The organism is Roseateles sp. GW821-FHT09G03 (genome assembly GCF_059416045.1).
Genome location: NZ_JBWKOK010000003.1, coordinates 301964 through 321397 on the forward strand (window position 1 = coordinate 301964; position 19434 = coordinate 321397).

At 68.6% G+C, this 19434-nt stretch carries 14 protein-coding genes; 11 read left to right on the forward strand and 3 right to left on the reverse strand.

Annotated features, from left to right (window positions below; genetic code table 11):
* Nucleotides 1-22 precede the first annotated feature (22 nt).
* Nucleotides 23-2200 (reverse strand): cyanophycin synthetase, encoded by a 2178-nt coding sequence (locus AC07OZ_RS13565; protein WP_495467626.1) that lies wholly within the window; start codon nt 2198-2200, stop codon nt 23-25.
* 193 nt (nt 2201-2393) lie between these two features.
* Between AC07OZ_RS13565 and AC07OZ_RS13570 the strand changes: the two genes are divergently transcribed.
* The 9 genes from AC07OZ_RS13570 to AC07OZ_RS13610 all read left to right on the forward strand — a co-directional run bounded on the left by AC07OZ_RS13570 (nt 2394) and on the right by AC07OZ_RS13610 (nt 13781).
* Nucleotides 2394-4700 (forward strand): cyanophycin metabolism-associated ABC transporter, encoded by a 2307-nt coding sequence (locus tag AC07OZ_RS13570; protein ID WP_495467627.1) that lies wholly within the window; start codon nt 2394-2396, stop codon nt 4698-4700.
* Nucleotides 4701-4718: 18 nt separating this feature from the next.
* On the forward strand, nt 4719-5186 hold the full coding sequence (locus AC07OZ_RS13575; RefSeq protein ID WP_495467628.1) for a cyanophycin metabolism-associated DUF1854 family protein: 468 nt from the start codon (nt 4719-4721) through the stop codon (nt 5184-5186).
* Between the two features lie 266 nt (nt 5187-5452).
* Nucleotides 5453-6631, forward strand: a complete 1179-nt coding sequence (locus tag AC07OZ_RS13580; RefSeq protein ID WP_088404942.1) for an isovaleryl-CoA dehydrogenase — start codon at nt 5453-5455, stop codon at nt 6629-6631.
* Nucleotides 6632-6687: 56 nt separating this feature from the next.
* Entirely contained in the window at nt 6688-7365 is a 678-nt protein-coding gene (can, locus tag AC07OZ_RS13585) for a carbonate dehydratase (protein ID WP_067283092.1), read from the forward strand.
* Between the two features lie 23 nt (nt 7366-7388).
* On the forward strand, nt 7389-9212 hold the full coding sequence (gene aceK, locus AC07OZ_RS13590; protein ID WP_495467629.1) for a bifunctional isocitrate dehydrogenase kinase/phosphatase: 1824 nt from the start codon (nt 7389-7391) through the stop codon (nt 9210-9212).
* Between the two features lie 31 nt (nt 9213-9243).
* Nucleotides 9244-10422 (forward strand): acetyl-CoA C-acyltransferase, encoded by a 1179-nt coding sequence (locus tag AC07OZ_RS13595; protein WP_495467630.1) that lies wholly within the window; start codon nt 9244-9246, stop codon nt 10420-10422.
* Between the two features lie 11 nt (nt 10423-10433).
* On the forward strand, nt 10434-11102 hold the full coding sequence (locus tag AC07OZ_RS13600) for an SDR family oxidoreductase (protein ID WP_495467631.1): 669 nt from the start codon (nt 10434-10436) through the stop codon (nt 11100-11102).
* A gap of 127 nt (nt 11103-11229) precedes the next feature.
* Nucleotides 11230-12648, forward strand: a complete 1419-nt coding sequence (locus AC07OZ_RS13605) for a hypothetical protein (RefSeq protein ID WP_495467632.1) — start codon at nt 11230-11232, stop codon at nt 12646-12648.
* Nucleotides 12649-12650: 2 nt separating this feature from the next.
* Entirely contained in the window at nt 12651-13781 is a 1131-nt protein-coding gene (locus tag AC07OZ_RS13610; protein WP_495467633.1) for an acyl-CoA dehydrogenase family protein, read from the forward strand.
* A 58-nt stretch (nt 13782-13839) separates the two neighbouring features.
* On the opposite strand, the gene AC07OZ_RS13615 is transcribed toward AC07OZ_RS13610, so the two are convergent.
* Nucleotides 13840-14589: a carbonic anhydrase gene (locus tag AC07OZ_RS13615; protein WP_495467634.1), complete on the reverse strand. Its 750-nt coding sequence runs from the start codon at nt 14587-14589 to the stop codon at nt 13840-13842.
* Between the two features lie 297 nt (nt 14590-14886).
* Here AC07OZ_RS13615 and AC07OZ_RS13620 point away from each other — a divergent pair, with 297 nt between their 5' ends.
* Entirely contained in the window at nt 14887-16563 is a 1677-nt protein-coding gene (locus AC07OZ_RS13620) for an outer membrane protein assembly factor BamB family protein (protein ID WP_495467635.1), read from the forward strand.
* Nucleotides 16564-16781: 218 nt separating this feature from the next.
* Complete coding sequence (locus AC07OZ_RS13625) at nt 16782-18452, forward strand: outer membrane protein assembly factor BamB family protein (RefSeq protein WP_495467636.1); 1671 nt, start codon at nt 16782-16784, stop codon at nt 18450-18452.
* A gap of 97 nt (nt 18453-18549) precedes the next feature.
* Here the strand turns inward: AC07OZ_RS13625 and AC07OZ_RS13630 are convergent, their stop codons facing one another.
* Entirely contained in the window at nt 18550-19266 is a 717-nt protein-coding gene (locus AC07OZ_RS13630; protein WP_495467637.1) for a hypothetical protein, read from the reverse strand.
* Nucleotides 19267-19434 lie beyond the last annotated feature (168 nt).

Below are 19434 nucleotides of genomic sequence, written 5' to 3' on the forward strand. Positions count from 1 at the left end.
GGCGATCGTGAAGCGGGGCTGCTTACTGCGGCAGGTCCGGCACGAAGGTGTCCAGGCCGGCGGAGATCAGCTCGGGCGAGATGCCCATGGCCCAGCCGGTGGCGACGGCGGCCAGCACCGCGTCGGTCGCGATCTCCTGGCCGACCGCGCGGAAGCGGGCCTGCAGCGATTCGACGTTGGCGCCGGAAGTCTCCGACGTGCCCTGCGCCAGCATCGCGGCGCCGCCGCGCAGGAACACGCCGCGGCCTTCCTTGCCGCGGTGCTCGGTCAGCGCGGCGTTGCCGGCGTCCAGCGCGTAGAGGATCACTTCGCCGTCGGACAGCTCGGCCATCTCGGCCACCTTGGCCTCGTCGGCGTTCAGCACGGCGACGCCGTCGGACAACACCACGTCGACCTGCGTGCGCAGCACCTTGAAGAGCTGGTCCTCGGTCTGGATGTCGTGGTTGTCGAGCTCGGCCACGCGGCCCAGGTCGGTGACCACGCCGACCTGGCAGCGGTCGTAGGCCAGGCCGTCGCCGAGGATGGTGCCGGCGCCGTTCTCGACCACGATGGCGTCGACGGCGCGGTTCATCAGCAGGCGGTGGCTGGCGGCCCAGGTCGCGCTGGGCTTGCGCTCGACGCGGCGGGTGCCCAGGAACAGGCCGGCGCCGCAAGCCAGGCCGACGTGGCGGCCGTTCAGGTGCAGCAGCCAGCCGACCAGGCGCGCGATCTGCGCCGTGCCGCGCGAACCGGCCACGCCCACGATGGGGATACGGCCGCTTTCGTCCTCGGCGAACAGGTGGTCGATGATGGCCTGGCCCACCGGCTGGGGCATGCCCTCGGCCGGCTTCAGGTGCATCAGCAGGCCGGGGCCTGCGTTGACTTCGACGATCGCGCCGCCGGTCTCGGACAGCGGCTTCGAGATGTCGCTGCAGACCAGGTCGACGCCGGCGATGTCCAGGCCGACGGTGCGCACCGCCAGCGAGACGGCGTGCGCCACTTCCGGATGGATCTGCGCGGTGCAGTCGATCGCGACGTTGCCGTTGCGCTGGATCAGCACGCGCTGGCCGGCCTCGGGCACGCCGTCGCCGGTCAGGCCCTGGCGCTGCAGGTCCAGCAGCACGACCGGGTCGTCGGTGATGTTGATGCGGTTGAGCGGGAAGTCCTCGGTCGTGCCACGGCGCGGGTCGGTGTTGATCTGCAGGTCGATCAGTTCGATGACGGTGTGCGTGCCGTCGCCGGTGACCCAGGCTTCCTCGCCGCGGGCGGCGGCGACGACCTGGCCGCCGACGACCAGCAGCCGGTGCTCCATCCCGGGGATGTAGCTCTCGACCAGGACTTCGGAGCCTTCCTTGTCGGCGACGTGGAAGGCGGCCTCGACGTCGGCCTCATGGCGCAGGTCCAGCGTGACGCCGCGGCCGTGGTTGCCGTCGGACGGCTTCACGACGACGGGCAGGCCCAGGTCCTGGGCGACGTCCCAGGCCTCGGCCGCGGTCTTGACCGCCTGGCCCGCGGGCACCGGCACGCCGACCGACTTCAGCAGTTCCTTGGTCAGGTCCTTGTCGCGCGCGATGCCTTCGGCGATCGCGCTGGTCATGTCGGTCTCGGCCGTCCAGATGCGGCGCTGGCGCGCGCCGTAACCGAGCTGCACCAGGTTGCCGTCGTTCAGGCGGATGTGGGGGATGCGGCGGTCGGTCGCCGCGGCCACGATGGCGGCGGTCGATGGGCCGAGGTAGCAGTCGTCGAGCTTGTCGCGGATCGCCTCGACGGCGGCGTCGACGTTGAAGTCGTCGCCGTTGATCGTCGCCATCAGCAGCGCGTGGCCCTGCTCCAGCGCGCAGCGGGCGACCTGCTCGTCGCGGGCGCGGAAGACCATGCGGTACACGCCGTGGCGCGAGGTGGAGCGCGTCTGGCCGAACCCGGTCGGCATGCCGGCCAGGTTGAGCAGCTCGATGACGATGTGCTCCAGCACATGGCCCATCCAGGTGCCCTCGGTCAGGCGCTGCAGGAAGCCGCCGCGTTCGCCGACGCCGCAGTGGTGCTCTTCCAGCGCCGGCAGGCGCTTGCACAGGCGGTCGGTGAACCCGGGGATCAGGTGGGAGGGGTGTTCTTCCAGGCCACCCAGGTCCAGCCAGGTTTCCAGCACCGGACGGTAGGTCCACATGTTGGGGCCGCGCAGGTAGTTGATGCGCAGGAGCTTGATGTCGTCGTGTCGGCTCATGAGGGGTGGAAACGTGGAAGAGGGTCGCCCGGCGGACCACCGGACAATGATGCGAAGCACAATTGTGCGCTTAAGCGAAAATTGTGCGAAAGATGCCACGACCTGGATGGACCGGGTCTTGCCCCGTTGGGGGGCGGTGGCAGAAAAGTCTCGAAGAAACTCCTCGTTTCGCAGATCGCCAGAAGAATCACAAATGCAGCATTCACATCCTGTCGCGTCGGCCGGTGCCGGCGGCAATCCGGCCGCCGAGGCTTTCGAAACACGCCTGCGGCGTGGCGAGAACGTCCGGGCCTCGCTGGAGGTTGACCTCGACGGGCGTCTGCGCTTCTCGGCGGGCGGTCTGCGACTCACGGATCAACGGCTGCTGTCCCTGGAAGCCTCCGAGGATGAGGGCGGCGCGCCGGTCTTCCGGGAATGGCCGCTGACGCCGGACTTGCGGCTGGTGCTGTCCGACCACGCCGGGCTGGGCGCGCTGGAGCTGGTGGACGCCGACGGCCGGCTGGCGCAGTGGCGCTTCACGATTAAGGCCAACCTGCAGGCGCAGCGCTTCCAGGACGCCTTCAACCGCCGCGACGAGGTCGAGGCCAAGCTGGACGAGGAGCCCGAGCTCTGCCCGAGCTGCCAGGCCATCCTGCCGGAAGACAGCGAGGAATGCCCCTCCTGCGCCCGTGAGCTGCACACGCCGCCGTCGACCTGGGTGCTGCTGCGCCTGTGGCGCTTCGCCGGACCCTACCGGGGTCAGCTGTTGCTGGGCTTCCTGCTGATGCTGGGCGCGACCGGCGCGACGCTGGTGGCGCCCTACCTGGCGATGCCGCTGATGGACGACGTCCTGATCCCGTTCCAGCAGGGCAAGCAGATCGACACCATGCTGGTGGTGATGTACCTGGGCGGGCTGTTCGGGGCGGCCATCGTGTCCTGGATCCTGGGCTGGGCCAAGACCTACATCCTGGCGCTGGTGTCCGAACGCATCGCCGCGGACCTGCGCACGGCGACCTTCGACCACCTGCTGGGCCTGTCGCTGGAGTACTTCGGCTCCAAGCGCACCGGCGACCTGATGAGCCGCATCGGCTCGGAGACGGACCGGATCAGCGTGTTCCTGTCGCTGCACGCGCTGGACTTCATCACCGACTGCCTGATGCTGGCGATGATCACGGCGATCCTGTTCCACACCAACCCGTGGCTGGCGCTGGCCACGCTGGTGCCGCTGCCCTTCATCGCGTGGCTGATCCACCTGGTGCGGGACAAGCTGCGCACCGGCTTCGAGAAGATCGACCGCGTCTGGGGCGAGGTGACCTCGGTGCTGGCGGACACGATTCCCGGCATCCGCGTGGTCAAGGCCTTCGCGCAGGAGCGCCGCGAGGCCGAGCGCTTCCGCACCGCCAACAAGCACAACCTGGTCGTCAACGACCGGCTGAACAAGACCTGGAGCCTGTTCACGCCCAGCGTCTCGCTGCTGACCGAGATCGGCCTGCTGGTCGTCTGGGCCTTCGGCATCTGGCTGATCGCGCATTCGCAGATCACGGTCGGTACGCTGACGGCGTTCCTGGCCTACATCGGGCGCTTTTACGGACGGCTGGATTCAATGAGCCGCATCGTGTCGGTGACGCAGAAGGCGGCCTCGGGCGCGAAGCGGATCTTCGACATCCTCGACCACCATTCCAACGTCCCGGAGCCGACGCAGCCGGTGGTGCTGGACAAGGTCGCGGGCGAGCTGTCGCTGCAGGACATCGGCTTCCGTTACGGCAACCGGACGGTGATCCGCGACCTCAACCTGGTGATCAAGCCGGGCGAGATGATCGGGCTGGTCGGCCACAGCGGCTCGGGCAAGAGCACGATGGTCAACCTGATCTGCCGCTTCTACGACGTGACCGAGGGCGCGATCAAGCTCGACGGCGTCGACCTGCGGCGCTTCAAGCTGTCGGATTTCCGCCGCCACATCGGGCTGGTGCTGCAGGAGCCCTTCCTGTTCTTCGGCACGATCGCGGAGAACATCGCCTACGGCAAGCCGGAGGCGACGCGCGACGAGATCGTCGCCGCGGCCCGCGCCGCGCATGCGCATGAATTCATCCTGCGGCTGCCGCAGGGTTACGACTCGCTGGTCGGCGAGCGGGGTCAGGGCTTGTCCGGCGGCGAGCGCCAGCGGATCTCGATCGCGCGCGCGCTGCTGATCGACCCGCGCATCCTGATCATGGACGAGGCCACCTCGGCCGTGGACACGGAGACCGAGAAGGAGATCCAGAAGGCGCTGGACAACCTGGTGCGGGGCCGCACGACGATCGCCATCGCCCACCGGCTGTCGACGCTGCGCAAGGCCGACCGGCTGGTGGTGATGGACCGCGGCGAGATCGTCGAGGTCGGACCGCACGACGAGCTGATCGCCAAGCAGGGCGCCTACTGGCGCCTGTGGGAGGCACAAGCCCGCCGCGTCGACGCGGAGGAGCAGGACAACGTGGTTGTCGTCGCCCCTAACGTCAACGTCCACACGGCCACGCAGGCCTGATCGCGACTAGGTCCCTTCATGAACAACATCCAGACCCTGGGGCGCAACGCCTACGGCCGGCTGACGCTGGTGGACGACGCCGGCCAGACCCACGACAACGTCACGCCCGTGCGGGCGCACCCGCTGAGCGCGCCGGACGAAGGCCTCTCGCTGGTCGGCACGGACGGGCATGAGATCGCGTGGATCGACCGGATCGCCGACCTGCCGCCGGCGCAGCGCGAGCTGCTCCAGGACGAGCTCGCCCATCGCGAGATGACGCCGACGGTGCTGAAGCTGCTGGTCGTCTCGACCTTCTCGACGCCGTCCCAGTGGACCGTCGAGACCGATCGCGGCACCACCGGCTTCATCCTCAAGAGCGAGGAAGACATCCGGCGCATCGGGGAAGGACGGCTGCTGATCGCCAGCTCCCACGGGCTGCACTTCCTGGTGCCGGACCGGTTCGCGCTGGATCGGCATTCGAGGAAGCTGCTCGAGCGCTTCCTCTGACGGAGGACCGAGCGCAGCCTCGGGAAGCCGGGCCGCCCCCGGCTCATACGCTCGGCAGGCTCCGCTAAATCGCCGGGAGCGGCCCGGCTTCCCGAGGCTCGACCCACCGCGCTCGACTGCGGGAGGTGGGGGCGCTACTTAAGCATTTCTGCAGTAGCCGGATCGGGGTGGCTGTGGCCTACAATTGACGTTTACGTAAACGTAAGGCGAATCGTCCAGTGGGCGCCCGGAGAGGCGTCCGCGGAGGCGGTCGAGGAGACAAACCCATGAGCCTGCCCGGTCTGAACTTCCATCTCGGCGAGGACATCGACGCCCTGCGCGACGCAGTGCGCGAGTTCGCCCAAGCCGAGATCGCTCCCCGCGCCGCGGAGATCGATCGCAGCGACCAGTTCCCGATGGACCTGTGGCGCAAGATGGGCGACGTCGGCGTCCTGGGCATCACCGTGCCCGAGGAATACGGCGGCGCCGCGATGGGCTACTTGGCCCACATGGTGGCCATGGAGGAGATCAGCCGCGCCAGCGCCTCGGTGGGCCTGAGCTACGGCGCCCACTCCAACCTGTGCGTGAACCAGATCAAGCGCAACGGCACCGACGCGCAGAAGCAGAAGTACCTGCCCAAGCTGATCTCCGGCGAGCACGTCGGCGCGCTGGCGATGAGCGAACCCGGCGCCGGCTCCGACGTCGTGTCGATGAAGCTGCGCGCCGAGGACAAGGGCGGCTACTACGTCCTCAACGGCAACAAGATGTGGATCACCAACGGTCCCGACGCGGACACGCTGGTCGTCTACGCCAAGACCGAACCCGAGCTCGGCGCCCGCGGAATGACCGCCTTCCTGATCGAGAAGGGCATGAAGGGCTTCTCGATCGCGCAGAAGCTGGACAAGCTCGGCATGCGCGGCAGCCACACCGGGGAGCTGGTGTTCCAGGACGTCGAAGTCCCGGCCGAGAACGTGCTGGGCCAGGTCGGCGGCGGCACCAAGGTGCTGATGTCGGGTCTGGACTACGAGCGCGCCGTGCTGGCCGCCGGTCCGATCGGCATCATGCAGGCGGTGATGGACAACGTCGTCCCCTACATCCACGACCGCAAGCAGTTCGGCCAGTCGATCGGCGAGTTCCAACTGATCCAGGGCAAGGTCGCCGACATGTACACCGTGCTGCAGGCCGCCCGCGCGTTCTGCTACACGGTCGGCAAGAACCTGGACGCCCTGGATGGCGCCCACGTCCGCCAGGTGCGCAAGGACTGCGCCTCCGTCATCCTCTGGTGCGCCGAGAAGGCCACCTGGATGGCCGGCGAAGGCATCCAGATCTTCGGCGGCAACGGCTACATCAACGAGTACCCGCTGGGCCGCCTCTGGCGTGACGCGAAGCTCTACGAAATCGGCGCGGGCACGTCCGAGATCCGGCGCATGCTGATCGGCCGCGAGCTCTTCGCCGAAACGATGTGAGGCCTTCGCGGTTGCGACAGGCGCGTGTCGGTCCGTAACCGCGACAATCCACGTCCATGAGCACGACGAACGAACTGCAAGACCTGCTGGACAACAACAAGCGCTGGGCCACCGCGACTGAGGAACAGTCACCCGGCTTCTTCTCGCGCTTGCTGAAGCAGCAGACGCCGCAATACCTGTGGATCGGCTGTGCCGACAGCCGCGTCCCGGCCAATGAGCTGGTGGACCTGCTGCCGGGTGAGCTCTTCGTCCACCGCAACGTGGCGAACGTCGTGGTCCATTCGGACCTGAACTGCCTGTCCGTCATGCAGTTCGCCGTCGACCAGCTCAAGGTCCAGCACATCATCATCGTCGGCCACAGCAATTGCGGCGGCGTGCGTGCGGCGCTGGAAGACCTGCGGGTCGGCCTCGTGGACAACTGGCTGCGCCACGTCCAGGACGTGCGCAACCACCATCAGGAATGGCTGGACCAGGTCGTCCCCGACCAGCGCGCCAATGCGCTGTGCGAGCTCAACGTGCTGGAGCAGGCCCGCAACGCCTGCCAGACGACCGTGGTCCAGGATGCCTGGGCGCGCGGCCAGGAAGTCGCCGTGCACGGCTGGGTCTACGGCCTGCACAACGGTCTGCTGAAGGACCTGAGCATCACCGTCGGCAAGGCCGAGGACGTCGGCCCCGCCTACCGCAGCGCCCTCGACGCGCTGCACCGCCGCTACGAGGCGGCCATGGGCCGCTGAGCCCAGCACGCGGACGGCGCGCCATGTTCCCCCACGAGCTCAACGATCCGCGCGCGTTCGAGATCGCGCAGGCGATGCTCGCGGGCTTCGACAAGCACTACCGCCTGTTCCGCGCGGCGTCCGCGACCGCCAAGCAGCGCTTCGAGCAGGCCGACTGGCACGGCCAACAGTTCGCTCAGCGCGAACGCATCGAGTTCTACGACCTGCGCGTCGACGAGGCCGTCCTCGAGCTGGAACAGCGCTTCCGCACCAGTGAATTGCCGAGCGAGGTCTGGCAGCAGGTCAAGCTGCACTACATCGGGCTGCTGACCAAGCACCTGCGGCCGGAGCTCGCCGAGACCTTCTTCAATTCGGTCACGACGCGCATCCTCCACCACAGCTACTTCCACAACGAGTTCATCTTCGTCCGGCCGGCGATCTCCACCGAGTTCATCGAGAACGAGGAGCCCGCCGCGCAGCCGACCTACCGCTGCTACTACCCCTCGCAGGACACGCTGCGCGACACCTTCATGCGCATCGTCTGGAACTTCCAGCTGGCGCTGGAGTTCGAGGACCTCGGCCGAGACATCGACCTCGTGCTGAAGGCCGTCGGCGAGCAACTCGGCGCCTTCCGCTGGCGGACCAACTTCCAGGTGCAGGTGCTGTCCTCGCTGTTCTTCCGAAACAAGGGCGCGTACATCGTCGGCAAGATCATCAACGGCTTCACCGAGACACCGTTCGCGCTGCCGATCCTGCACAAGGAATCGACGGACGGAACGACGGAACGCCAGCTCTACATCGACGCCGCGCTCTTCGGCGAGGACGAGCTGCAGATGCTGTTCAGCTTCGCGCGGGCCTACTTCCTCGTCGACATGGAAGTGCCCAGCGCCTACGTGCAGTTCCTGCGCTCGCTGATGCCGCGCAAGCCGCGCTCGGAGATCTACGCGACGCTGGGGTTGCAGAAGCAGGGCAAGAACCTCTTCTACCGGGACTTCCTCAACCACCTGCGCCACAGCAGCGACAAGTTCCGCATCGCGCCCGGCATCAAGGGCATGGTGATGCTGGTCTTCGACCTGCCGTCCTATCCCTTCGTCTTCAAGGTCATCAAGGACTTCTACCCGCCGCAGAAGGACACGACGCGCGAGCAGATCCAGTCCAAGTACCTGCTGGTGAAGCAGCACGACCGCGTCGGGCGCATGGCCGACACGCTGGAGTACACGCGGGTCGCGTTCCCGCGCCACCGCTTCGAGGACGAGCTGGTCGCCGAGCTGAAGCACTTCTGCCCCTCGCTGCTGGAGGAGACCGGCGAGGACCTGGTCATCAAGCACCTCTACATCGAGCGCCGCATGGTGCCGCTCAACATCTACCTGCAGGAAGCGTCGCCGGCGCAGCTGGCGCATGCGGTGGTGGAGTACGGCAACGCGATCAAGGACCTCGTGGCGGCCAACATCTTCCCCGGCGACATGCTGTGGAAGAACTTCGGCGTGACCCGCCACGGCAAGGTCGTGTTCTACGACTACGACGAGATCGAATACCTGACCGACTGCAACTTCCGCAAGGTGCCGGAAGCGCGCAACGAAGAGGAAGAGCTCTCCGGCGAGGTCTGGTACACGGTGAACAGGCACGACGTGTTCCCCGAGACCTTCGGCCCGTTCCTGCTCGGGCATCCGGGCGTGCGCGATGTCTTCATGGCGCACCACGCCGACCTGCTCGATCCCGCGTTCTGGCAGACCCACAAGGAACGCATCCTGGCGGGGCACGTCGAGGACGTCTTCCCGTACGACCCGCACAAGCGCTTCCACGTCCGCGACGTCGCGCCGGCCCTCCGGGTGCCGGAGCCGCAGGACCGCGAACTACCGATCCACTGACGAACAACTGCATTCTTTGAAGGAGACCCCCATGTCCGATTCCATCGTCATCGTTTCCGCCGCCCGCACGCCGATCGGCGGCCTGCTGGGCGACTTCGCCGGCCTGGCCGCGTGGGAGCTGGGCGCCATCGCCATCAAGGCCGCCGTCGAGCGCGCCGGCGTGCCGGCCGATTCGATCGAGGAAGCCTTCCTCGGCAACTGCCTGATGGCCGGCCAGGGCCAGGCCCCGGCGCGCCAGGCCGTGCTGAAGGCGGGCCTGCCGCAATCGGTGGGCGCGGTGACGCTGTCCAAGATGTGCGGCGCCGGCATGCGCGCGACGATGTTCGCGCATGACACGCTGAAGGCGGAGAGCGCCGACATCCTGATCGCCGGCGGCATGGAGTCCATGACCAACGCGCCGCACCTGATGTTCGCGCGCAAGGGCGTGAAGTACGGCGCCGCGCAGATGTACGACCACATGGCGCTGGACGGCCTGGAAGACGCGTACGAGCGCGGCAAGGCCATGGGCGTCTTCGCTGAGCAGTGCGTGGACAAGTACGCCTTCACGCGCGAGGCGCAGGACCAGTTCGCGATCTCGTCGACGGAGCGCTCCAAGCGCGCCAACGAGGACGGCAGCTTCGCCTGGGAGATCGCGCCGGTGACGATCGCCGGCAAGGGTGGCGACACGGTGATCTCGCGCGACGAGCAGCCCTTCAAGGCCAAGCTCGACAAGATCCCGACGCTGAAGCCGGCGTTCAAGAAGGACGGCTCGATCACGGCCGCGACCTCGTCGTCGATCTCCGACGGCGCCGCGGCGATGGTGCTCATGCGTGAGTCGACCGCCAACAAGCTGGGCGTGAAGCCGGTGGCGCGCATCGTCGGCACCGCCGTGCATGCGAACGCGCCGGAGTGGTTCACGACCGCGCCGGTCGGCGCGATCCAGAAGCTGCTGGCCAAGAACCAGTGGGACGCGAAGAGCGTCGACCTGTGGGAAGTCAACGAGGCCTTCGCCGCGGTGACGATGGCCGCGATGGCCGAGTTCAAGCTGCCGCACGAGATCGTCAACGTCAACGGCGGCGCCGTGGCGCTGGGTCACCCGATCGGCGCGTCGGGCGCCCGCATCCTCGTGACGCTGCTGGGCGCGCTGAAGCACCGCGGCCTGAAGCGCGGCGTCGCGGCGCTGTGCATCGGCGGCGGCGAAGCGACCGCCGTCGGCGTCGAGCTGATCTGAGGACGGACCGGATGACGCAAGTCCTCATCATCGGCGCGTCGCGGGGCATCGGCCTCGAGCTCGTCAAGCAGCACCGCGAGCGCGGCGACACCGTCGTCGCGACGGCGCGGGACGATGCCAGTCTCGAGAAGCTGAAGGCGCTCGGCGCGACGGCGATCAAGCTCGAAGTGTCCGACGTGGTCAGCATCGCCGGCCTGGCCTGGCAGCTCGACGGCTACCAGTTCAACCGCGTCATGTACGTGGCCGGCCTCTACGGTCCCAAGACGATCGGCCTGCAGCCGCCGAGCGCGGCCGACTTCGACGCCGTCATGCACACCAACGTGCTGGGCCCGATGCGCGTGTTGCCGCAGTTGCTGGACGCACTCGCGCCGGACGCGCGCATCGGCATCCTGTCCTCGCGGATGGGATCGATGACGCTGCGCGCGAACTCGGCCGGCTGGGTCTACCGCGCATCGAAGGCGGCGGTGAACTCGGTGATGAAGGACCTGTCGCTGACGCTCGACGGCCGCGCGGTCTGCGTCAGCCTGCACCCGGGCTGGGTCAAGACCGACATGGGCGGGCAGGAGGCCGACATCGACGTCGCCACCAGCGCGTCCAGCCTGCGCGCCGTGCTCGACGGCCTGAAGCCGGCCGACAACGGCGGGTTCTTCAACTACGACGGCACTCCGCTGCCCTGGTAACGCCTTCGTCCGGAACCCCGCGCACGACTCCTTCTTTCTCCCTCTCCCGCTTGCTGGAGAGGGCAGGGGTGAGGGCTGCGGTCGTCCGATACTCGCTGACCGCAGATCAAGATTCAGGGAGAGGTCGATGAAGCGCTGGGCTCGCGTGACGCTGAAGATCCTGGGCGGACTGCTGCTCGGCGTGGTCACGCTCGCGGCGGCCTGGGCCGCGTTCAACAACCGCCTGGTCGACGACGCGCCGCGTCCGGTGCCGGAGGCGTTGCGCGTGCCGGCCATGACGCTGCCGGCGGAACGCAACGCGTTCTTCGGATTGATGGGCCTGGGCATGGCGGGCGATGACCCGCAGGCGGAGGGGCAACGCCGTTGGGCGGTGATCGATGAGGGGCGCATCCCCGCGCAGGAACTGACGTCGCCCCGCAGTTGGCCTTCGACCGCGAGCGCCGCCGGCAAGGCCTGGCAATGCGATGCGCAGACGCAAGGCTGCATCGAGGTGTGGGCGCGGAACGCAGAGGGCCTGCGCACGATGATGGAGGCGCACGGCGACATCGGTCGTCGCTGCGAAGCGGTGGCCCGTCCGGGCATGGCCGTGGAAGAACCCACGCTGACACTTCGCGAGCCGTTGAAGATCGCGGGCGACAGCTATATCCGCCGCGGGATGATCTTTCACGCATTGCCGCCGCTGAACTGCCAGCGCTGGTTGCAGATCCGCGCGGCGCTCGCAGGGCTGCAGGGCGACGAGGCTGGCATGCTTGGCTTCGCACGCCAGGCCGATGCCCTGACCACCGCGATGCTCCAGGGCTCGCGCTCGCTGATCCAGGTGCAGATCGCGTCAGTGATGGCGCGCCGGCATTGGCGCGTCATGACGGACCTGGTCGCCCGCCATCCTGACAGCGCGCCGGCATTGCGCGCGATGGTGGCTCCGTTGCCGGCACAGGCACTGGATGCTTCCACCTGGATCCGGACAGAGTCGCAGTACGGTCGCGAGACCATCCGGGAGGCGTACTGCCTCGGGGGCTCGGTCGATCCGCAGATGGAAGAGCCGGAAACGCCCCTCGTCTGCGAGCCTCGCTTCTTCGCCATGCCCAACGCGACGCAGCACCTGATGGACGAGACGTGGATGCGCGCGCAGGCGATGGCCTCCTCCGGTCCGCTGGACCTGCTGTCCTGGGAACCGCAGCTGTCCTCGCGCTGGTGGTTCGGTGCCCCCTGGCGCAACTCGGTCGGCGGCCTGCTGGTCTCGGTCAGCGAACCCGCCTACGCCATCTACTTCCGCAAGCAGGCCTCGCTGCTGCTGCTCAACGAGGCCGCCCGCCTCGCGCTGGCCGCCAGCGCCGTCGATCCCGCGAAACGCGCGGCCTGGCTGTCTCAACAAGCGATGGACGCCCGCCTGCGCGAGCGCCTCACAATCGACGGCGACCATGTCGTCGCCCGCGTCTGGGAGCCCGTGTCCAGCCAGGACACGCTCCGCTACCGCATTCCCCCCGGCGCCACGAGCGCCGCCACTGTCACGGGATCCACCCTCGATCCCTCTCCGTCCAAGAGCTGACCATGCTGCTTTCCGAAGACCACCGCGCCGTTCAGGACGCCGTCCGCGCCTACGTGCAAGACCAGATCGCGCCGAAGGCGGCCGGGTGGGACAAATCCCACGAATTCCCCGCCGAGGAGCTCAAGGGCCTGGCCGCACTGGGCTGCTACGGCGTGGCCGTGCCGACCGAGTACGACGGCGCGGGCCTGGACTACCTCGCGCTGGCCATCATCCTGGAGGAGATCGGCGCCGGCGACGGCGCGACCTCCACGGTCGTGAGCGTCAACAACTGCCCCGTGTGCAGCATCCTGATGGCCTTCGGCAACGAGGACCAGAAGCAGCGCTTCCTCAAGCCGCTGGCACGCGGCGACATGCTGGGCGCGTTCTGCCTGACCGAGCCGCATGTCGGCTCGGAGGCCGGCGGCCTGAAGACGACCGCTGTGCTGGATGGCGACGCGTACATCCTCAACGGCGTCAAGCAGTTCATCACCAGCGGCAAGAACGGCGACGTCGCCATCGTCATGGCGGTGACCGACAAGGCCGCGGGGAAGAAGGGCATCTCGGCCTTCCTGGTCCCGACGAACACGCCCGGCTACATCGTGGCGCGCATCGAGGACAAGATGGGTCAGCACGCCAGCGACACGGCGCAGATCCTGTTCGAGAACTGCCGCGTGCCCGCCGCCAACCGGATCGGCGAGGAAGGGCAGGGGCTGAAGATCGCGCTGTCGGGGCTGGAGGGTGGCCGCATCGGCATCGCGTCGCAGTCGGTGGGCATGGCCCGCGCGGCCTTCGAGGCGGCGCTGCGCTACAGCAAGGAACGGGTCGCCTTCGGCGTGCCGATCTTCGAGCACCAGGCCATGCAGCACAAGATCGCCGACATGGCCACGCAGATCGAGGCCGCGCGGCAATTGATCTGGCACGCCGCCGCGCTGAAGGACGCCGGCCAGCCCTGCCTGAAGGAAGCGGCGATGGCCAAGCTCTTCGCCAGCGAGATGGCGGAGCGCGTCTGCTCCGCCGCGATCCAGATCCACGGCGGCTACGGCTACGTCAGCGATTTCCCGGTCGAGCGGATCTACCGCGATGTCCGCGTCACGCAGATCTACGAGGGCACGTCCGAGGTGCAGAAGATCCTGATCGGCCGCGCGCTCGTCTGAGTCAGCCGATCAACCGGCCCGCGCGCGCGTCGTCGTGATGACGGCGCCGCGCGGCGGCTCACTCGCTTTCCCGCACCACGCGCTCGTTCAGCGCCTGCACCGGCCGGGCGTTCTTCCCGACCAGCTTGCGGAACGCGGCGATCTGTCGCGACGACAGCGTCACCGGCGCCTTCAGCACCATCCAGTGCACGCCTTCCGAGCACGGCGGCGTGGTCAGCGAGCCGGCGAAGTCGTAGTAGCCCAGCGACTCTGGCAGCAAGGCGGCCAGGTCCAGCGACAGATCGTCCACGGTGATCCTCTCGCCCACGCGCGGCAGGTGCTGGAAGACCGGTTCCCATGCCGCGTTCGGGCGCCCCGCGCGGATCAGCACCGCCACCACGCCGAGCTCGCCCGCCGCGTTCTGGTGGACGAAGTGCGCCACCATCGGCGTCGGCTTGCCGTTGATGTGTTCCTCGCTGGGCGTGTGGAAGTGGAACTGCAGCAGGTCGTAGCGCTGCCCGCCGACTTCCAGCGTGTTGCCCGCCGGCAGGTTCACCTGCACCGTGTGGCCGTTGTTCCAGATCGTCGGCGCGGCGTTGCCGTAGTGGAAGTCGAGGGCGGGCAGCGCGGCCTTCACCGTCTTGACGATGTTGATCGGGCTCTGCTCATGGCCCGAGGCGCACGCGGCGAACGAGGGATCGATCTCGCCCCAATGCGCCGCGCCGTTGGCGCCGGTGTATGCCCAGTGCGAGGCCGCAGCAGCGGGCAATGCGGAGGACAGGAGCCAGGCCGACAGTGCGGCGAACAGGAAACGTGAGTGAAGGGCCATGGGATTCTCGAACGACGCTGAGCGGGACCGGATCAGTGGGTAAACCGTGGCAGCCTGGCGCTCGCCATGTGATCAAGACGTCATGAAAGCGTGAATCCGACGACTTCCTGCGACGCCTCATTCACGCAGCCGAACTGCTTGCCGGCGCCGAGTGACGCTCGGCGGGCTCGGCGTTTTCCCGCATCCCTCTTCCGATGGCTTGCCTGCACGGGACGACGGACGTAGATTCCGGCGCGCTGGCGACAAGACCTGACCCTCGACGGACATCAGGCATCGCCTTCGATCAGGGAGAAGTTCATGTTGTCGACGATCCGGCGGCGTCTGCCCGCCATGGGACCTCTTTTTCCGCCGATGCCGGCACTGCTGGGAGCGATCGTGTTGTCGGGCTGCGGCGGCAGTCCGTTCGACGATTCGCCCAAGGACATGTACGCATTGAGCCAGTCCAGCGTGAGCTGTGACGCGGCACCGGCAACCGTCTGCGAGGACGTGAAGCTCTACGCGACGCCGATCAACGGCACGACGAGCGATTTCCGGCCCGGCTGGTCGGAGCGTGCGTCGGACACGCGTTACCAGGCCATCGACCACGTCTACCGCGACCTGCAGCCCGACGGGCGCTGGCAGCTGAGCGTCGGATTCGCGACGGGTCTCAAGGCCGGCACCTACACGGGCACGATCGAGTTCGGCACGAACCCGGTCGGCGACATCCTGGTGCCGCTGCCCAAGAACAGCCGGACGGTGAGCTTCAGCTACCGGCTGGTCGTGGCGGGCGATTCGATCTCGCGTCCGCTGCAGGCGGTGCCGGGCGCGGGCGACTGGAGCGGATGGGGCGGCAATGCAGCCCGGACCGGCTTCGTCGGCGTCACCGTCGATCCGGCCCGGATCAAGCCGCGCTGGTCGCGCCCGCTGGCCGGACTGGCCGTCGATCCTTTGCCGGCGCCCCTCCTGACGCAGGGTCAGGTTGTGCTGCCCGGCCTGCAGCTGGAGGACGCGATGGTCGGGGACACCCTGACCGTGCTGTCCGAAGCCGACGGCACCCGCGTCTGGGGCGGTTCGCCGATCGGCAAGCCGGACCGCGTGCTGCCGGCCGGCGACCGGCTGGTGGTGGCGGGCGCGGCATCCGCCGACGGCAAGACCACGGCGATGGCGGTGCTGGCGCGCCAGGACGGCGCCGTGCGCAGCCAGCTGTCGCTGGATACCGTCGACATGACCGACACCTGGGCCCTCAGCGGTGACACGCTGGTGCTGCCGGACCTGCGCGGCGAGACCGTCGTCGCGCGCAGCCTGGCCGATCTCAACACGGTGCTGTGGAGTGCCTCGGCCTACACGACGCCGGTGGGCTCCGGCGGGCTGCAGCGCTGGGGTGCCACCATCGGCAACGGGCTGGCCTACGTCAACGTCGGCGGCCGTCTGCGCGGTCTGTCGCTGGCCGACGGCGCGCGCGGCGTCGACATCGCCGTGCCCGCGAAGTCGCCGACGCTGCTGCTGGGCACGGCGCTGAACCAGGCGCCGGTGCTGGCCGATGCCACCACGGCGGTGGTGATCACGCACCGCGAACTGCGCTCCGGGGAAGGGCGCGACAACCAGTTGAGCGTGGTGGACCTGGCGAGCGGGCAGGTGCGTTGGACGGCCTCCGGCCGCTTCATGGACCTGCCGGTGACCGCGGGCGGTGTCGTCTATGCGTCCAACCAGGCGACCAAGGCCGTGGAGGCCCGCAGTCTGGCGGACGGCAGCCTGATGTGGTCCTGGACGATGGAGTCCGGCGACCAGTACTTCCAGCGCCAGATGGTGCTGACCAACGGCCACCTGTTCGTGTCGACCAACCGCCAGGTCGTGGCGGTCGATCTGGTGACGCATCAGGCCGTCTGGCGCTACGCGTCGGCGGGGCGCCTGGGCATGTCGGCCAACGGCACCTTGACGATGTTGCTGGATCGCGGCAGCGGCAAGGCGATGCTGGTGACCTTCGACGTCCGCTGAGCGCTGGCGGAATCTCGCGACCCCGTCCGGTGTGGCGCTTGGGAGTTTCCCCAGGCTTCCCCCTTTGGCGGGTATGTGCGGCCACGCGGGACTGCTAGCCTGCGCCCGCCCGGGGAGCACGACGCGGTCATGAGCCGCGTCGCCCTCGACCATCAGTCATTCAGGGAGAGAAGATGAACAGGTTGCCTGGACGGCCGCGCGCCGTCGGATGGAAAGTCATGGCTTCGACGGGGCCGGCGGCCGCGCTGGCCGCCGCGGCGGCGCTGCTGCTGGCGGGCTGCAGCGGATCGAGCGGCGGCAACAGCGTGGAGGACATCCCGGCCTTCACGCTGGACAAGGACACGGTCGACTGCAAGGCGGCGCCCGATGGCAGCTGCGATCAGATCACCGTCTACGCCACGCCGGTGCACATGGAGCGGCGCGACAAGAGCCCGCTGCTCATCGCGCGCTCGGTGGACGGCGCGCCCGGCATCCCCTTGGAATTCTCGTCGCGCCCGACCCAGTTGCCGGATGGCCGCTGGCAACTGGTGGTGCACCTGAATCCCGACCGCCCCGCGGGCGTCTACGTCGGGGCCCTGCACGTGGACCTGGACGCGGCCGCGCCGGAGGGCAAGCAGTACCGGGGCGCGCGGCTGAGTTACCGGCTGGAGGTGTCCGCCCTGACCGCGTCGACCACGCCGTTGCCGGCGGTCGTCCCGGGCGCGGCGCCGTGGACCGAGGCCCCCGCGGGCGCGACGCGCAGCGGCTACGTGCCGGTGTCGCTGGATGCGTCCAAATTCTCGCGCCGCTGGAAGACCTGGGTGCTCGGCGGCACCGACCTGACGGGGCCGGGCGTGCCGGCGTTGATCGACGGCCAGATCCTGGTGCCGCAGGCGCGCGCCTTCGGGTCCGCCCCGGGCCCGAACGCCCTGGCCCTGTCCGAACAGGACGGCAAGCCGCAGTGGTCGGTCACCATCCCCGGCGAACGCCTGACGGGCGTGATCGCCGCGGGCGACCGCGCCATCTGGTCCTCCGTGCAGTCGACGACGCCGCAGTACGTCTACAACGCCTACCTGACGAACCGGTCTGCCGGCACGCAGCTCGGGTCGCGCCCCCTCACGGACCCGAACGATCCCAAGTTCTGGCTGATGACCGGCAACACGCTGTACCTGCCCGACCGGAGCAAGGGCCAGATGACGGCGCTCAACCTCGACGACCTGCAGACACGCTGGACGGTGACCGCGGAACCTTCACCGACCAGCCTGTTGCCGGTGCATGGGTATTTCGGCGCGACGCTGGCCGACGGGGTGGTGTACACGCACTCGGGCATCAACTTCCGCGCTTTCCGCGACAGCGACGGCGGTCAGCTCTATGACGTGCCGGCGGACGGCGGGCAGACGCTGCCCTTGAAGCTCTACGAGAGCCAGACCCCGGTGATCGCCGACGCGAACACCGTGCTCGCGATGGACCGTCCGCGCTACGTTCAGCCGGATGCGGTCGTGAATGCCGGCATCCAGGCGTTGTCGCGGACCGACGGCTCGGTGCGCTGGACGGTGCGTCAGCCGTTCCGCGGCCTGCCGGTCACCGCCAACGGCGTGCTGTACGCGGCCAACCAAGGCAACAGGACGATCGAAGCGCGCAGCGTCGCTGACGGCTCGGTGCTGTGGTCCTGGCCGATGGACGCGGGCGACACCTCCTGGCAGCTGACGATGGTGCTCACGGACACCCACCTGTTCGTGTCCACCGACCAGCGCACCGTCGCCATCGATCTGGCGACGCACCAGGCGGTGTGGCGCCATGCGCAGGGCGGCTGGCTGGGCATGACGCAACGCGGCACGCTGATGATCATGGCGCCGAACTTCGGCACGGCGAGTGCGCCCACGTCGCTGACGGCGATCGACCTGCGCTGAGCGCACGGCGATGCCGCCGCGCTGGCGACGGACGCGCACAAGGAGAACGAGTGCCTCACGCGGCGGCGTCGGCACTCGTCGGGGCCATTCGCTCGAATCACTCTTCGTCGATGTGCAACCCGGATTGCCAGACCGGCAGCGCGGCCTCGAACATCGACGGCGCGCTTCCCAGCGCTGTCGGATCACGGGCCAGCTTGAGCCACGCGAGCGTGTCGTGGTGGCTGCCCGGCAGCAGGTCACGGCTGCGTTCCTGCATCAGCCAGGCGTGCAGCGCGGCGTACTGGCCAGGGTGGCGCTGCGCGGTCCAGCCCAGTCCGACGAGATCGCCGTAGCCCTCCTCGCGGCGCGCGGACTTCATGGACAGGTAGGCGCGCTGCAGGTCCGGGCTGAGGCCCTCCGGGACCGGCGTCGCGGAGAAGCCCGTCGGCACGTTGAACCAGGCGCCGTCCAGGTAGCGGCGGCAATGGCCGAGTTCATGCGCCGCCATCAGTTCGAGTGCGCTGTCTTCCAGGCCCGCCGGCAGGCGTTGCATCGTCGCTTCGCCTTCGGGGTTGCCGCGCAGGCTGAGCACCAGCTTGCAGCGGCCGTCCTTGAAGCCCAGCGCCAGCGGCGCCGCGTCGGGCGCCTCCTGCGGCTGGACGACGACATCGATCGGCATGCCCGACGTCTTCGCGTGCTGAAGCACGGGGGTCATGCCTGCGATCCATCGCTGTTCCAGCGGCGTCAGGCCGGCGGCGTGCGCGGTCGTCGAGACAACGGGGAGGGCGGCGGCGAGCGCGGCGAGCGCGGCAAGTGCGGCGAACAACTTCTTCATCACGGCTCGTGTCCTGCAGCAAGGAGGCAGAACACCGATGGTGAAGGGACGCATGACGCTTGTGGGCGAGCGGTTCCGCGTGCGAGCCGGGGTCGCGTGAAAGGCTGCCGCTAGAACGCGGCGAGTTGTAAACCGGACGCCGTGCGCTGGACGCTGCGCCCGAGACGT

What these genes read in the sequence shown, in the direction of transcription:
- AC07OZ_RS13565 (WP_495467626.1), bottom strand. Translation starts at nt 2,200, where the DNA reads ATGAGCCGACACGACGACATCAAGCTCCTGCGCATCAACTACCTGCGC.
- AC07OZ_RS13570 (WP_495467627.1), top strand. Translation starts at nt 2,394, where the DNA reads ATGCAGCATTCACATCCTGTCGCGTCGGCCGGTGCCGGCGGCAATCCG.
- AC07OZ_RS13575 (WP_495467628.1), top strand. Translation starts at nt 4,719, where the DNA reads ATGAACAACATCCAGACCCTGGGGCGCAACGCCTACGGCCGGCTGACG.
- AC07OZ_RS13580 (WP_088404942.1), top strand. Translation starts at nt 5,453, where the DNA reads ATGAGCCTGCCCGGTCTGAACTTCCATCTCGGCGAGGACATCGACGCC.
- can (WP_067283092.1), top strand. Translation starts at nt 6,688, where the DNA reads ATGAGCACGACGAACGAACTGCAAGACCTGCTGGACAACAACAAGCGC.
- aceK (WP_495467629.1), top strand. Translation starts at nt 7,389, where the DNA reads ATGTTCCCCCACGAGCTCAACGATCCGCGCGCGTTCGAGATCGCGCAG.
- AC07OZ_RS13595 (WP_495467630.1), top strand. Translation starts at nt 9,244, where the DNA reads ATGTCCGATTCCATCGTCATCGTTTCCGCCGCCCGCACGCCGATCGGC.
- AC07OZ_RS13600 (WP_495467631.1), top strand. Translation starts at nt 10,434, where the DNA reads ATGACGCAAGTCCTCATCATCGGCGCGTCGCGGGGCATCGGCCTCGAG.
- AC07OZ_RS13605 (WP_495467632.1), top strand. Translation starts at nt 11,230, where the DNA reads ATGAAGCGCTGGGCTCGCGTGACGCTGAAGATCCTGGGCGGACTGCTG.
- AC07OZ_RS13610 (WP_495467633.1), top strand. Translation starts at nt 12,651, where the DNA reads ATGCTGCTTTCCGAAGACCACCGCGCCGTTCAGGACGCCGTCCGCGCC.
- AC07OZ_RS13615 (WP_495467634.1), bottom strand. Translation starts at nt 14,589, where the DNA reads ATGGCCCTTCACTCACGTTTCCTGTTCGCCGCACTGTCGGCCTGGCTC.
- AC07OZ_RS13620 (WP_495467635.1), top strand. Translation starts at nt 14,887, where the DNA reads ATGTTGTCGACGATCCGGCGGCGTCTGCCCGCCATGGGACCTCTTTTT.
- AC07OZ_RS13625 (WP_495467636.1), top strand. Translation starts at nt 16,782, where the DNA reads ATGGCTTCGACGGGGCCGGCGGCCGCGCTGGCCGCCGCGGCGGCGCTG.
- AC07OZ_RS13630 (WP_495467637.1), bottom strand. Translation starts at nt 19,266, where the DNA reads ATGAAGAAGTTGTTCGCCGCACTTGCCGCGCTCGCCGCGCTCGCCGCC.